We start from the raw sequence: 13757 nt of genomic DNA, 5'->3' as shown, positions 1-13757 counted from the left end.
GTATGCTGAATAGTTTGCCGGAAGAAAGGGCGGAGAGATCCGCCCTTCAGCTTCACCCGTAGTGCCGCTCAGGTGGCCAGATCGCGGCCGCGCGTCTCCGGCACGAACAGCATGCCGATGACAAAGGCCAGACCGGCGATGATCACCGGGTACCACAGGCCGAAGTAGACGTCGCCGCTGGCCACGTTCATGGCCGTGACCACGAAGGACAGCATGCCGCCGACCCAGCCCGCGCCGAGGTGGAAGGGCAGCGACAGCGAGGTGTAGCGCACCCGGGCCGGGAACAGTTCCACCATGAAGGCCGCCATCGGCCCGTACACCATGGCCAGGAACAGGATCGGGACCAGCAGCAGCACGAATACCATCGGCGTGTTGATCTTGGCGGGGTCCGCGCGCTCGGGCCAGCCGGCCGCCACCAGCGCGCTCTTGATGGCGTCGCGGTCAAAGCCCTGCAGCGTGCGATCCGCGATGCGTACTTCAGCCTGCGCCGGATTGCTGGCCGGCACGAAGGTGTAGCCCACGCCCAGGTCGGTCAGGTAGCCGCGGATCTTGTCGCAGGCGGACACCGGCTCGCCGAACAGGCGCGCCTTGCAGTCGCCGGCCGTCACCTGCACGGCCCCTTGCTGCTGGAACTGTTCGAGCGCCGGATTGGCATAGTGCGTCAGGCCCTTGAACACCGGCTGGATGCACACCGCCGCCAGCAGGCAGGCGGCCATCATGATGTACTTGCGGCCGATGCGGTCGGACAGCCAGCCGAACAGCAGGTAGCAGGGGGTGGCCACCACCAGCGCGATCCCGATCAGCATGTGGACCGTTTCGAGCGGCACGTGCAGCGTCTTGTTGAGGAAGAACATAGAGTAGAAGTGGCCGGTGCCGAAGATGGCGCCCAGGCCCGCCGCCACCACGAACAGCAGCAGCACCGACCTGAGGTTCTTCCAGTTGGTGAAACTCTCGCGGATCGGCGCCCTCGAGGTGGTGTTGGCAGCCTTCATCCGGGCAAAGACCGGCGATTCATGCAGCTTGCCGCGGATGTAGACCGAGATCACCAGCATCACAAGCGACACGATGAAGGGAATGCGCCAGCCCCAGTCACGGAACTCGGCCTCGGTCAGGAAGGTCTTGAGCAGGTAGACGACCAGCAACGAGGACAGCAGGCCCAGCGTTGCCGTGGTCTGCAGCGAACTGGTGTACAGCCCGCGCTTGTGCACGGGGGAGTGCTCGGCCACGTAGGTGACCGCGCCGCCGACCTCGCCGCCCAGCGCCAGGCCTTGCAGCAGCCGCAGCAACACCAGCAGCACCGTGGCGGTGATGCCGATCTGCTCATACGTGGGCAGCACGCCGACGCCGACGGTGGCAACACCCATCAGCAGGATGGTGACCAGGAAGGTGTACTTGCGCCCGATCAGGTCGCCCAGGCGGCCGAACAGCAGCGCGCCCACCGGCCGTATCAGGAAGCCTGCGCCGAAGGTGGCCAGGCTGGCCAGGAAGGCGGCAGTCTCATTGCCCTTGGGGAAGAACAGTGCGCCGAAATACACCGCCAGTGCGGCGTAGATGTAAAAGTCGTACCACTCCATCAGGGCGCCGAAGGAAGAGGCAAGGATGACCTTGCGCTCCTCGGCTGTCATGCCGGATGCGGGGGCGCGTGTCTCGCTGCGAGTCAGGCTGATCGTCATGGCGGGGGTCCTTTGGTCTAGCTATTGTCTCTATATGTCTGCTCGTCCCGGCGGTGCCGGCGCCGCTGGCCAGGGCCTGTCGGTCCCTCGCGCAGTGCAGCGCCGCATCCTTCCGGTGCATCAGTCAGTATGCTGATGAGAAACGCAGTATGCTGAGCAAAATGCGGGCCAGTCCACAATGTGCCGGAATGCCCGAAATCGCCTATTTAAATGGCCTTTTAATATCGTCAGCATACTGAGCATCTGGGCTCAGTGTACTGAGCACCTATGGTCATCGTTATAGGTGTTAACCCTCCGCGCCGTTTCTAGACTTTTGGAAATTCGCTGACTAGAATCCGAAACTAATCAGTGTACTGATCAATTGCATCGGTGCACGCCGCATGCCATGCAGCACACGCCCGCAGCGAAGCGATTTCACCAATCAGGAGCCCCCACCAGCATGACCAAAGTGAAGAAGATCGCCCTCGAAGAGCATTTCATGACGCCGGGATTTCAGGCCTATTCCAAGGCGTTCACGCAGCATATTGATCCGGCGGTGTTTGCCGAGCTGGGCCGCCGCCTCGCCGATTTCGACGAGGACCGCCTTGCCGAGATGGACCGCGCCGGCATCGACATCACGGTGCTGTCGCAGACGGGTCCGGGCGTGCAGGGCGAGCCCGATGCCGGCCTCGCCGTGGCGCGGGCGCGCGAGAGCAATGACTTCCTGGCCGCGCAGATCGCGCGCCACCCCACGCGCTTTGCCGGCTTTGCCGCGCTGCCCATGCACGACCCGGAACAGGCCGCGCGCGAGCTGGAACGCGCCGTGCGCGAGCTTGGCTTCAAGGGCTCGCTGGTGAACGGCCATACCCACGGGCGCTACTACGACGACCCGGCATACGATGCTTTCTGGGAACGCATGCAGGCGCTGGACGTGCCCATGTACCTGCACCCGACCGACGCGCTGGTTCAGCCGCAGGTCCTGGCGGGCCACCCCGAGCTGACCGGCGCGGCGTGGGGCTGGGGCGTCGAGACCGCATCGCATGCGCTGCGGCTGCTGTTCGGCGGCGTGTTCGACCGCTTCCCGCGCCTGAAGCTCATCCTCGGCCATATGGGCGAGGGCCTGCCGTACCAGCGCTGGCGCTTCGACAGCCGCTTTGCGGTCTATTCGCACGGCGTCCGGCTGGAGCGCTCACCTTCGGAATACATCGGCACCAATATCGTCATCACCACTTCGGGGGTGTGTTCGCACGGTGCGCTGGCCGGTGCCATTGCCGAGCTCGGCGCTGAGGCCGTGATGTTCTCGGTCGACTATCCCTACGAATCCACCGAAGTCGCGGCGAAGTTCATCGAGGACGCGCCGCTCGACGACACCATGCGCGCGCTGGTCTGCCACGGCAACGCGCAACGCCTGCTCAAGCTGTAACCGTACAACCCGAGGACCCTCATGCAAAAAGTCTTTCGCATCGGCCAGATCGTTCCCAGCTCGAACACGACCATGGAAACCGAGATTCCCGGGATGCTGCTGGCGCGCCAGCAGATCCGTCCGGAGCGCTTCACCTTCCACTCCAGCCGCATGCGCATGAAGAAGGTGGTCAAGGAAGAGCTGGCCGCCATGGATGCCGAATCCGACCGCTGCGCGGTGGAACTTAGCGACGCCCGCGTCGACGTGCTCGGCTACGCCTGCCTGGTCGCCATCATGGCCATGGGCCACGGCTATCACCGCAAGTCGGAGCAGCGCCTGAAGGTCCACACCATCGAGAATGGCGGCGACGCGCCGGTGATCACCAGCGCCGGTGCGCTGGTGGATGCGCTGCGCGTGATCGGCGCGCGCCGCATCGCCGTGGTCGCGCCATACTTGAAGCCGTTGACCGAGCTTGTGGTGGATTACATCCGCAACGAAGGCTATGAGGTGGTGGACTACCGTGCGCTGGAGATTCCGGACAACCTTGAGGTCGGCCGCCACGATCCGGCGCGGCTGCCGGGCATCGTGTCGCAGATGAACCTGGCGGATGTCGATGCCATCGTGCTGTCGGCCTGCGTGCAGATGCCGTCGCTGCCGGCAGTGGCAAAGGTAGAGGCGATGACGGGCAAGCCGGTCATCACCGCGGCCATTGCCACGACCTACGCCATGCTCAAGGCGCTGGACCTGGAGCCGGTCGTGCCGGGCGCCGGCGCGCTGCTGTCGGGCGCCTACTGAGGGCTTGCCATGACCACCTTCCTTTATGGCGGGCATGTCCATGCCAACGGCATTCGCCAGCACTTCCTGCGCTATGGTGGAAACGACGGTGAACGCGCCGCGCGCGATCCCGTGATCATCGTGCCGGGCATCACCAGCCCGGCAATCACCTGGGGCTTCGTCGGCGAGCGCTTTGGCGCCAGCTTCGATACCTATGTGCTGGATGTGCGCGGGCGTGGCCTGTCGTCGGCCGAGGCCGGGATGGACTACAGCCTCGACGCCCAGGCCCGCGACGTGGTGGCCTTTGCCGAGGCACTTGGCCTGCGCCGCCACAGCGTGGTTGGCCATTCGATGGGCGCGCGCATCGGCGTGCGCGCCGCGGCGGGCCGGCCTGGCGGCCTGGCCAGACTGGTGCTGGTCGACCCGCCGGTGTCGGGGCCCGGGCGCCGCGCGTATCCTGCGCAACTGCCGTGGTATGTGGATTCCATCCGCCTGTCGCACCAGGGCACCGACGTGGAAGGCATGCGCCGCTTCTGCCCGACCTGGACCGACGAGCAGCTGCGCCTGCGCGCCGAATGGCTGCATACCTGCAACGAAGACGCCGTGGTGCGCAGCTTTGAGGATTTCCATCGCGACGACATCCATGCGGATCTGCCCCGGGTCAAGGTGCCGACGCTGCTGATGACCGCCGGGCGTGGCGACGTGGTGCGCGCTGAAGACGTGGCGGAGATCCGCACGCTGCTGCCGGGGGTGCTGGTCAGCCACGTTGCCGGGGCCGGCCACATGATCCCGTGGGATGACGAAGCGGGCTTTTACGCGGCGTTTGGGGATTTCCTCGGCGCGCCGCTGACGCAATGACAAGCAAGGAGGCGACATGCCGGTAAGTGACCACCAGATGATCGAGGCCTGGCGCAAGGTGCTGAAGCTGTCGCGGCTGGAGCCGGGGCAGACCGTCACCATCCTGACCAGCGCCGCGACCCACCCGCAGACGCTCTCCACCGCGCTGATCGCCACGCAGGCGATGGGTGCCATCGTCAACCGGCTCGACCTGCCGCCCGTCAACGGCGAAAAGGCGCTGAGCCGCGACGCGCTGGCCTACCTGGGCACGACCCCGCTCACGGGCAACCGGGCCGCGATTGCCGCGCTCAGGGAAAGCGACCTGGTGCTGGACCTGATGACGCTGCTGTTCTCCCCCGAACAGCACGACATCCTGAAGGGCGGCACCAAAATCCTGCTGGCCGCCGAGCCGCCCGAGGTGCTGACGCGCCTGGTGCCTTGCGAGGCCGACCGCGAGCGCGTCAAGGCCGCCTCCGAGCGGCTGGCCCGCGCCAAGGAGATGCATGTGGTGTCGCCGGCCGGCACCGACCTGCGCTGCCCGCTGGGCGAGTTCCCGGCCATCAGCGAGTATGGCTTTGTCGACGAGCCCGGGCGCTGGGACCACTGGCCCAGCGGCTTCGCGCTGACCTGGCCCAACGAGGGCGCTGCCAATGGCACCATCGTGCTGGAGCGCGGCGACATCCTGCTGCCGCAGAAGACCTACGTCACCGAGCCGGTCATGCTGACGGTGGAGGGCGGCTTCGCCACGCGCATCGAAGGCGGCCTGCACGCCGAACTGCTGAGCGAGTACATGGCCTCCTTCAACGACCCGCAGGCCTATGCCATCTCGCATATCGGCTGGGGGCTGCAGCCGCGCGCGCACTGGTCCACGCTGGGGCTGTACGATCGCGAGGCCACCATCGGCATGGACGCGCGCGCGTTCGAGGGCAACTTCCTGTTCTCGCTCGGCCCCAATAACGAAGCCGGCGGCAGCCGCACCACGGCCTGCCATATCGATATTCCCGTGCGCAACTGCACCGTGCGCCTGGACGGCGTGGATGTGGTGAGCCGCGGCAAGGTCATGGACGGGTTCCGCTACCCGGAGGAGAAGTAGCCATGCACAAGGAGATCGGCGCGTACCAGCGCCAGGGCTTCGGCAACGACCTGGAACTGGCGGGCCCGTTCGGGCTGCTGGTGGTCGATTTCGTCAACGGCTTTGCCGACCCGGAGGTGTTCGGCGGCGGCAATATCCGCGAGGCCATCGCCAACACCGTGCCGCTGCTGGCCGTGGCACGGCGCGAAGGCTGGGCGATTGCGCACAGCCGCATCGTCTTTGCGGACGATGGTTCGGACCACAACATCTTTTCCATGAAGGTGCCGAACATGCTGTCGCTGAAGGAGCGCGAACGCAACAGCGCCATCGTCGAAGAACTGGCGCCGCGGGTGGGCGAGCTGGTGGTGCGCAAGACCGTGCCGTCGGCGTTCTTCGGTACGTCGCTGGCCGCCTGGCTGACGCAGCGCGGCGTGCGCACGCTGGTGGTGGCCGGCGCGGTGACCAGCGGCTGCGTGCGCGCCAGCGTGGTGGACGCCATGCAGTACGGCTTGCGGCCGCTGGTGCTGTCGGATTGCGTCGGCGACCGCGCGCTTGGACCGCACCAGGCCAACCTGTTCGACATGGAGCAGAAATATGCGACGGTCACCACGCGCGCGGAAGGGCTGGCGGCCATCGGGGTGCGCGAATGAGCGCTTGCATGAATCATCGGGACGGATAAAACAATGACATCGTCGATGGAACCGGATCATTCGGAAGGAGGGTGCGGCCAGGGCGTGGGAGCCCGGGTGGCGCGCAAGGAAGACGCCAGGCACCTGCACGGCAAGGGCCGCTTTGTCGCGGACATCGCCATGCCGGACCTGCAGGAGGTGGCCTTCCTGCGCAGCCCCGTGGCGCATGCCAGGCTGTTGTCCGTGACCAAGCCCGCGCGCCACGCGCAAGCGGTGATCGTGCGCGAGGACATGGCGGCGGCGCGGGACATCGTCGCGGATTCGGCGTTCCCGTCCTACCAGCCGTCGGCTCAGGCGCCGCTGGCCAGCGGCAAGGTGCGCTTTGTCGGCGAGCCCGTTGCCATGGCCTTTGCCCCCACGCGCGCCGAAGCCGAGGACATCGCCGAGCAGGTGGTGGCCGAGTTCGACGAGCTGCCCGCGCTGACCGACGTGGCGCAGGCCCGCCAGCTCGCTGGCGAGGTGCGCGTGCACGAACACTGGCGCGATAACACCTTCCTGACGCTGAATATCGACAAGAACTTCGAGGCGCGCCAGCGCGAGGCCTCCGTCGTCGTTCACCGCAAGGTCAACCTGGCGCGCCAGTGCATGGTGCCGATGGAGGGCAAGGCGGTGCTGGCCTACTGGGACCACCAGTTCGACCAGCTGGTGGTGTACAGCGCCACCCAGGTGCCGCATATGATCCGGACCATCCTGAGCCATTGCCTGGACCTGGACCAGGCGCGCGTGCGCGTGATCTCGCCGGACGTTGGCGGCGCCTTTGGCTACAAATGCGTGCTGCAGCAGGAAGAGCTCTGTATCGCCTGGCTGGCGCTGACCTACAAGCGGCCGTTCCGCTTTATCGAGGATCGGCGCGAGCACCTGACCGCCGGCGCCAACTCGCGCGAGCATCACTACGAGCTTACCGCCTATGCCGACAAGCGCGGCCGCCTGCTGGCGCTGGACGCGAACATTGCCATCGACGGCGGTGCCTATTCGGTCTGGCCATTCACCATCGGGCTGGAGCCGGGGCAGGCGATCGGCAACCTGCCCGGTCCCTATGCCTTCGACGGATACCGCTGCGAGACTACCTGCGTGGCCACCAACAAGCCGGGTTTCGTGCCGTATCGCGGTGTGGCCCGGACCGGCGTCTGTTTCGCCATGGAGCTGATGATCGACGCGATCGCGCGCGAGGTGGGACGCGAGCCGTGGGAAGTGCGCGTTGAAAACCTGGTGCCGCCGCAGTCCATGCCTTACGTCAACGTGACCAACAAGCACTTCGACGGCGGCGACTACCCGGCCAGCGTGCGCCAGGCGATGGAGATGATCGACCTGCCCGCGATCCGCGCGCGGCAGCAGGCGGGTCCGCAGGGCAGCCGCTATGTCGGCGTGGGCTTTGGCACCTACACCGAGCAGTCGGCGCACGGCACTTCCGTGTTCGCGGCCTGGGGCACGCCGGTGATCCCCGGCTTCGACTCGGCGACGGTGCGCATCACGCCGGACGGCGGGCTGGAGGTGCGCGTCGGCGTGCACTCGCACGGGCAGGGCATGGAGACTACCTTCGCGCAGATTGCCCACGAGATCCTGGGCATCGACATCGGACGGATCAAGCTGGTGCACGGCGATACCGGACTCACGCCGTTCTCCACCGGTACCTATGCCTCGCGCTCGCTGGTGATGTCGGGCGGCGCGGTGTCGCGGGCGTGCAAGGCGCTGCTGCCGCGGCTGCAGAAGATTGGCGCGCATATGCTGGGGCAGCGGGTGGAGGCGGTAACGTTTGCAGCCGGCGCGGTTCGTGCGGGCGATGCCGACGCCATCGACATCGGCCGTATTGCCGACGCCTGGTACATCAATCCCCACCTGCTGCCGCCCGATGTGGATGCGCAAGGGCTGGAGGTCACCATGGGCTTCAAGCCCGCGGTCGACACCGGCAGCTTCACCTACGCCACGCATGCGGTCGCGGTGGAAGTCGACACCGATTCCGGCCATGTCGAGATCCTGGACTACGTGGTGGTGGAGGACTGCGGCACCATGATCAATCCGATGGTGGTCGAGGGCCAGACCTATGGCGGCGTGGCACAGGGCATCGGCACCGCGATGTTCGAAGAGATGCGCTATGACGGCAACGGGCAGCCGCTGGCTTCCACGCTGGCGGACTACATGCTGCCCGGGCCGACCGAGATTCCGTCGATCCGCATCCATCATTTCGAGACGCCGTCGCCGCATACGGAATTCGGCGCCAAGGGCATGGGCGAGGGCGGTGCCATCGCACCGCCGGCGGCGATCTTCAATGCGGTGAACGACGCCTTGCGCGGCTTCGGCGTCGAACTTCAGGAGACGCCGCTGACCCCGAGAAAGATCCTTGAAGCGCTGGATGCGGCAGTGGCCGGCGCACAGAGCAAGAAGGCAGCCTGACCGATGAAAGCCGTCGCTTTTTCCTATCATGCGCCCGGCTCGCTGCCGGACGCGCTGGCCCGCCTTGGCGCGGGCACCGACGTGGCCAAGACCATGGGCGGAGGCCAGTCGCTCGGCCCGATGCTGAACCTGCGGCTGACCCGTCCTGACACGGTGGTCGATGTGTCGGGGCTGGCCGAACTGCGGCAAGTCGCGTCCACCCCCGATGGCATCCGCATCGGCGCCTGCGTGACCCATGCGCAGATCGAGGACGGCGTGTTCGCGCCGCTGCAGGGCACCATGCTGCAGGCCGTGGCGGGCGGCATTGCCTACCGCGCGATCCGCAACCGCGGCACCGTTGGCGGCAGCCTGGCCCATGCGGACCCGGCCGCGGACTGGGTCGTGGTGATGACCGCGCTGGGTGCGCGCATCGAGATTGCATCAGGCACCGGCACGCGCGAGGTGCCCATGGAAGCCTTCATGATCGGCGCCTACACCACGGTGCTGGCCGATGGCGAGCTGATCGCCGCCGTGCGCGTGCCGCACGCCACCGCGCACAGCCGCTGGGGCTACCAGAAGCTGTGCCGCAAGACCGGCGAGTTTGCCGAAGCCAGCTGCGCCGCGTACTTCGATGCCGGCCGCCGCTTCGCACGCATCGTGCTCGGCGCGCTGGACGGACCGCCGGTGGTGCTGCCCGGCCTCACGCGCGCGGTCGCCGCGCAAGGCGCCGCGGCGCTCACCGCCGGTGCCGTGGACGAAGCGGTGGCGCAGGCCGCGCCCGGCAAGGACGCCATCGACCGCAAGCTTTACCGTACCGTCGTGATGCGCTGCGTCACGCAAATGCTGAACTGAGGAGCGCCCGTGCAGACCATCGAATTCAATGTCAACGGCCGCCGGGTTTCCGGCGCGTGCGCGGACCGGACGCACCTGGGCGACTTCCTGCGCGACACGCACCGGCTGACCGGCACCCACCTCGGCTGCGAGCACGGCGTGTGCGGCGCCTGCACCGTGCTGCTCGACGACAAGCCGGTGCGTTCGTGCATCACCTTCGCGGCTGCCTGCCAGGGCGCCGACATCGTCACCGTCGAAGGCTACCAGGACGATGCCGTGATGGCCGGCCTGCGCGCGGCGTTCAACCAGCACCACGCGCTGCAGTGCGGCTTCTGCACGCCGGGCATGCTGGCGACCGCGCGCGACATCGTGCTGCGCCTGCCCGACGCCGACGACGCCACCATCCGTCACGAGCTGTCGGGCAACCTGTGTCGCTGCACCGGCTATATGGGAATCGTCGCCGCCATCCGCTCGGTGCTGGACGCACGCCGCGCAACAGCCGGCGTGATTGCGCGGCACGCCGCGGGCGCGGCGCCGGCCGAAGCGCCGTTCACCGGTTTTGCGGTTGCGGACGAAGCGCTCGGCACGCTGCCTCACCTGGCCGCGGGCACCGGCGTCGAGGCGGAACGGTCAGCCGACCGCAAGGGCTGGTCGCGCATCGAAGGCGGCTTCACCGTCCCCTATACGCTCGACGCGGTATGGGCCTTCATGGCCGACCTGCCGGCCGTGGCAGGCTGCCTGCCGGGTGCGGTGCTCACTGAAATGGAGGGGGAGAAGGTCAAGGGCCATATCGCCATCAAGTTCGGTCCGATGTCCGCCAGGTTCGAAGGCGCCGCGCGCCTGCAGCGCGACGACGCGAACAAGCGCGGCGTGCTGAAGGGGGCGGGGCAGGACTCGCTCAGCAATTCCAAGGCCGCGGGCGACATCGCCTACCAGCTGAAGGCGCTTGCCGCGCACGAGACCGAGGTTGCGGTCGACCTGCAGTATTCGCTGCAGGGGCCGCTGGCGCAGTTCTCGCGGTCGGGGCTGGTGCGCGATTTCGTGCGGCGCATGATTGCGGATTTCGGCAAGTCGGTGGCGCGCCGGATGGACCCGACGCTGAGCGATGCCGAACGCAACCAGGCGGTACGCCTCAATCCCGCGGCGATGTTCTTCGGCGTGCTGTGGGAGCGGGTCAAACGGTGGTTCGGCGCCCGCTGAACCCGCCCTCCGGGCTGTCGCAACCCTTGCCCGCGTCAGCCCGGATGCACTACAACCAGTAGTGCGGTGGCAGTGGTCTTGCCGCCATTGGAGATCGCATGTGCGACATCGGCCGCATAGCGCGCGGTCTCGCCGTGCCTCAGCTTCTTTTCATCGGCACCCGCGCGCACTGTCATCGATCCGCTCAGCACAGACAGGTGTTCCTGGGTGCCGGCCTCGTGTGGCTCGGAGGCCAGCACGCCGCCGGCCTGGATGGTCAGCTCATACCACTCGAAGCGCCCGGCCAGGTCGATCGGGCCCAGGATGCGCAGGTCGCAGCGGGTATCAGGGCTTTTCAGCGACGGGATCGCGTGCGGCTGGACCACGGTGATGCCGCCGGCGGGGCGCTCAGCGGCGCCTCCGGCGAGGAAGTCCGTCAGGTTCACCCCAAGCGCATTGGCCAGGCGCCACAGCACCGCCACAGTGGGGTTGGCCAGGTTGCGTTCGATCTGCGACAGCATCGACTTGGAAACCCCGGCACGGCGCGACAGTTCATCGAGCGACAGCCGTTGCTGCTGGCGCAGCGCCTGCAGCGCCATGCCGACGGCGGGCGGGCCATCGGCCTGCGGGGTCTGGGCGAGGGCTTGCGTCATGGATTAATGTTCGTTATATTGCGCAAAATGTTCGATATACAGAACGTGTTCGATTTATCGATCGAATCCTAGCATATCCCTCGCACACCAACGGGAGCCATCCATGTCGAATGCCGAGGCATTCTATGCATCCATCCGTACCGAACTCGAAAGCATCCGCGCGGCGGGGCTGTTCAAGAACGAGCGCGTGATCGCCACGCCGCAGGGTGCGCGGGTGCGCACCACCGACGGCCGCGAGGTCATCAACCTGTGCGCCAACAACTACCTTGGCTTGTCGTCGCACCCGCAGGTGATCGAGGCCGCGCATGAAGCGCTGCGCACGCATGGCTTCGGGCTGAGCTCGGTGCGCTTTATCTGCGGCACGCAAGACCTGCACAAGACGCTGGAGGCGCGGCTGTCGGCCTTCCTCGGCACCGAGGACACCATCCTCTATGGCTCGGCCTTCGATGCCAATGGCGGTTTGTTCGAAACGCTGCTGGGCGCGGAAGACGCGGTCATCAGCGATGCGCTCAACCATGCCTCGATCATCGACGGCATCCGCCTGTCCAAGGCGCGCCGCTACCGCTACCAGCACAACGACATGGACGACCTGCGCGTGCAACTGGAGCAGGCGCGGGCCGACGGCGCGCGCTACACGCTGGTGTTTTCCGACGGCGTGTTCTCGATGGACGGCACCGTGGCGCGGCTCGACGAGATGCGCGCGATCTGCGACGAGTACGGCGCGCTGCTGGGCATAGATGAATGCCATGCCACCGGTTTCATGGGCCAGCGCGGGCGCGGCACGCATGAGGCGCGCGGCGTGTTCGGCAAGATCGACATCATTACCGGCACGCTGGGCAAGGCGCTGGGTGGCGCCTCCGGCGGCTTCACCAGCGCGCGCAAGGAAGTGGTGGCACTGCTGCGCCAGCGTTCGCGGCCGTATTTGTTCTCCAACACCGTGGCGCCGGCCATCGTGGGCGCGTCGATCGCGGTGCTCGATATCCTGGAAGCCAGCACCGAGCTGCGCGACCGGCTGGAGGGCAATACCAGGTTCTTCCGCGCGGGACTGGACCGGTTGGGCTTCGACGTCAAGGCGGGCGACCACCCGATCATCCCGATCATGGTCTACGACGCCGACAAGGCGCAGCAACTGGCGCAGCGCCTGCTGGAGCTCGGCGTGTACGTGGTCGGCTTCTTCTACCCGGTGGTACCCAAGGGCCAGGCGCGCATCCGCGTGCAGATGAGCGCGCTGCATGACGAGGCCGCGCTGCAGGCGGCGCTGGATGCCTTCGGCCAGGCTGGCCGTGAACTGGGGCTGATCTGATGGAAGCTGGCAAACCGAAGATCCTGATTGTCGGCGCCAACGGCCAGATCGGGTCTGAACTGGCACTGGCGCTGGCCGAGCGCTACGGGCGCACCAACGTGATCACCTCCGACGTGGTGCCCACCGGCCGCCATGTGCACCTGACGCACGAGATGCTCAACGCCACCGACCGCGGCGAGCTGGCCACCGTGGTCGAGCGCCATGGCATCACCCAGGTCTACCTGCTGGCCGCCGCGCTGTCCGCCACCGGCGAAAAGGCGCCGCAGTGGGCCTGGAACCTCAATATGACCAGCCTGCTCAATGTGCTGGAGCTGGCGCGGCAGACCGGGCTGGAGCGGGTGTTCTGGCCAAGCTCGATTGCAGCCTTCGGCCCGACCACGCCTGCCGGACAGACACCGCAGAAGACCGTGATGGAGCCCACCACGGTCTACGGCATCTCCAAGCAGGCGGGCGAGGGTTGGTGCCGCTGGTATCACGCCAACCACGGCGTGGATGTGCGCAGCGTGCGCTATCCGGGCCTGATCTCGCACAAGACGCCACCCGGCGGCGGCACCACCGACTATGCGGTCGACATCTTCCATGCGGCGGTGACGGGCGAGCCCTACACCTGCTTCCTGAAGGAAGACGAAGCCCTGCCGATGATGTATATGCCCGATGCGATCCGCGCCACCATCGAACTGATGGAAGCCCCGGCGGACAAGCTGAGCGAGCGCGGCAGCTACAACATCGCCGGCATGAGCTTCACGCCCGCGCAGATCGCCGCGGCCATCCGCGAGCAGGTGCCGGGCTTCCAGATCCGCTATGAACCCGACTATCGCCAGGCGATTGCGCAGGGCTGGCCGGATTCGATCGATGATTCGGTCGCGCGCGCGGACTGGGGGTGGAAGGCCCAGTATGGACTGAAGGAGATGGTCGCGGACATGCTTGCCAACCTGAAGGCCACGCTGGCGGGCTGAAGCGCTATGGCCCCAACGGGAAGCGCGTGCGCGCAGTGG

12 protein-coding genes are annotated in these 13757 nt (G+C 67.0%); 10 read left to right on the top strand and 2 right to left on the bottom strand.

The window, feature by feature from the left end; translation table 11 throughout:
- Positions 1 to 68 precede the first annotated feature (68 nt).
- Positions 69 to 1673 (bottom strand): MFS transporter, encoded by a 1605-nt coding sequence (locus AC1Q6V_RS32585; RefSeq protein ID WP_010813503.1) that lies wholly within the window; start codon positions 1671 to 1673, stop codon positions 69 to 71.
- A 439-nt stretch (positions 1674 to 2112) separates the two neighbouring features.
- On the opposite strand from AC1Q6V_RS32585, the gene AC1Q6V_RS32580 reads away from it, so the two are divergent.
- Genes AC1Q6V_RS32580 through AC1Q6V_RS32545 form a run of 8 tightly spaced genes read left to right on the top strand, consistent with a single transcriptional unit; the run spans position 2113 to position 10827 of the window.
- Positions 2113 to 3075: an amidohydrolase family protein gene (locus AC1Q6V_RS32580; RefSeq protein WP_010813502.1), complete on the top strand. Its 963-nt coding sequence runs from the start codon at positions 2113 to 2115 to the stop codon at positions 3073 to 3075.
- Between the two features lie 21 nt (positions 3076 to 3096).
- Positions 3097 to 3849, top strand: coding sequence for a maleate cis-trans isomerase family protein (locus AC1Q6V_RS32575; protein ID WP_010813501.1), 753 nt, complete (start codon positions 3097 to 3099; stop codon positions 3847 to 3849).
- 9 nt (positions 3850 to 3858) lie between these two features.
- Positions 3859 to 4686: an alpha/beta fold hydrolase gene (locus tag AC1Q6V_RS32570; protein WP_010813500.1), complete on the top strand. Its 828-nt coding sequence runs from the start codon at positions 3859 to 3861 to the stop codon at positions 4684 to 4686.
- A gap of 16 nt (positions 4687 to 4702) precedes the next feature.
- Positions 4703 to 5758 carry a 2,5-dihydroxypyridine 5,6-dioxygenase NicX family protein gene (locus tag AC1Q6V_RS32565; RefSeq protein ID WP_010813499.1) on the top strand — a complete coding sequence of 352 codons (1056 nt, stop codon included), beginning with the start codon at positions 4703 to 4705 and terminating at the stop codon, positions 5756 to 5758.
- A gap of 2 nt (positions 5759 to 5760) precedes the next feature.
- On the top strand, positions 5761 to 6387 hold the full coding sequence (locus AC1Q6V_RS32560; RefSeq protein WP_010813498.1) for an N-carbamoylsarcosine amidohydrolase: 627 nt from the start codon (positions 5761 to 5763) through the stop codon (positions 6385 to 6387).
- A 33-nt stretch (positions 6388 to 6420) separates the two neighbouring features.
- Positions 6421 to 8817 carry a xanthine dehydrogenase family protein molybdopterin-binding subunit gene (locus tag AC1Q6V_RS32555; RefSeq protein ID WP_011616815.1) on the top strand — a complete coding sequence of 799 codons (2397 nt, stop codon included), beginning with the start codon at positions 6421 to 6423 and terminating at the stop codon, positions 8815 to 8817.
- Positions 8818 to 8820: 3 nt separating this feature from the next.
- On the top strand, positions 8821 to 9648 hold the full coding sequence (locus tag AC1Q6V_RS32550; protein WP_454749139.1) for an FAD binding domain-containing protein: 828 nt from the start codon (positions 8821 to 8823) through the stop codon (positions 9646 to 9648).
- 9 nt (positions 9649 to 9657) lie between these two features.
- A complete protein-coding gene (locus AC1Q6V_RS32545; protein ID WP_454749140.1) occupies positions 9658 to 10827 on the top strand; it encodes a xanthine dehydrogenase family Fe-S subunit in 1170 nt (389 codons plus the stop codon).
- A gap of 35 nt (positions 10828 to 10862) precedes the next feature.
- Here the strand turns inward: AC1Q6V_RS32545 and AC1Q6V_RS32540 are convergent, their stop codons facing one another.
- A complete protein-coding gene (locus AC1Q6V_RS32540; protein WP_010813494.1) occupies positions 10863 to 11459 on the bottom strand; it encodes a helix-turn-helix domain-containing protein in 597 nt (198 codons plus the stop codon).
- A 103-nt stretch (positions 11460 to 11562) separates the two neighbouring features.
- Between AC1Q6V_RS32540 and kbl the strand changes: the two genes are divergently transcribed.
- Together kbl and AC1Q6V_RS32530 are read left to right on the top strand one after the other, a co-directional pair.
- Positions 11563 to 12762, top strand: a complete 1200-nt coding sequence (kbl, locus tag AC1Q6V_RS32535) for a glycine C-acetyltransferase (protein ID WP_010813493.1) — start codon at positions 11563 to 11565, stop codon at positions 12760 to 12762.
- Positions 12762 to 13718, top strand: coding sequence for an L-threonine 3-dehydrogenase (locus AC1Q6V_RS32530; protein ID WP_010813492.1), 957 nt, complete (start codon positions 12762 to 12764; stop codon positions 13716 to 13718). Before kbl ends, AC1Q6V_RS32530 begins: the two co-directional genes overlap by 1 nt.
- The last annotated feature ends 39 nt before the right edge of the window (positions 13719 to 13757 follow it).

The organism is Cupriavidus sp. GW823-FHT07B10, assembly GCF_058794355.1.
The sequence above is the reverse complement of the archived record's forward strand: the minus strand, read 5'-3'. Positions and strand labels throughout refer to the sequence as shown.

What these genes read in the sequence shown, in the direction of transcription:
- AC1Q6V_RS32560 (WP_010813498.1), top strand. Translation starts at nt 5,761, where the DNA reads ATGCACAAGGAGATCGGCGCGTACCAGCGCCAGGGCTTCGGCAACGAC.
- AC1Q6V_RS32570 (WP_010813500.1), top strand. Translation starts at nt 3,859, where the DNA reads ATGACCACCTTCCTTTATGGCGGGCATGTCCATGCCAACGGCATTCGC.
- AC1Q6V_RS32575 (WP_010813501.1), top strand. Translation starts at nt 3,097, where the DNA reads ATGCAAAAAGTCTTTCGCATCGGCCAGATCGTTCCCAGCTCGAACACG.
- AC1Q6V_RS32565 (WP_010813499.1), top strand. Translation starts at nt 4,703, where the DNA reads ATGCCGGTAAGTGACCACCAGATGATCGAGGCCTGGCGCAAGGTGCTG.
- AC1Q6V_RS32530 (WP_010813492.1), top strand. Translation starts at nt 12,762, where the DNA reads ATGGAAGCTGGCAAACCGAAGATCCTGATTGTCGGCGCCAACGGCCAG.
- AC1Q6V_RS32585 (WP_010813503.1), bottom strand. Translation starts at nt 1,673, where the DNA reads ATGACGATCAGCCTGACTCGCAGCGAGACACGCGCCCCCGCATCCGGC.
- AC1Q6V_RS32540 (WP_010813494.1), bottom strand. Translation starts at nt 11,459, where the DNA reads ATGACGCAAGCCCTCGCCCAGACCCCGCAGGCCGATGGCCCGCCCGCC.
- AC1Q6V_RS32555 (WP_011616815.1), top strand. Translation starts at nt 6,421, where the DNA reads ATGACATCGTCGATGGAACCGGATCATTCGGAAGGAGGGTGCGGCCAG.
- AC1Q6V_RS32580 (WP_010813502.1), top strand. Translation starts at nt 2,113, where the DNA reads ATGACCAAAGTGAAGAAGATCGCCCTCGAAGAGCATTTCATGACGCCG.
- AC1Q6V_RS32550 (WP_454749139.1), top strand. Translation starts at nt 8,821, where the DNA reads ATGAAAGCCGTCGCTTTTTCCTATCATGCGCCCGGCTCGCTGCCGGAC.
- kbl (WP_010813493.1), top strand. Translation starts at nt 11,563, where the DNA reads ATGTCGAATGCCGAGGCATTCTATGCATCCATCCGTACCGAACTCGAA.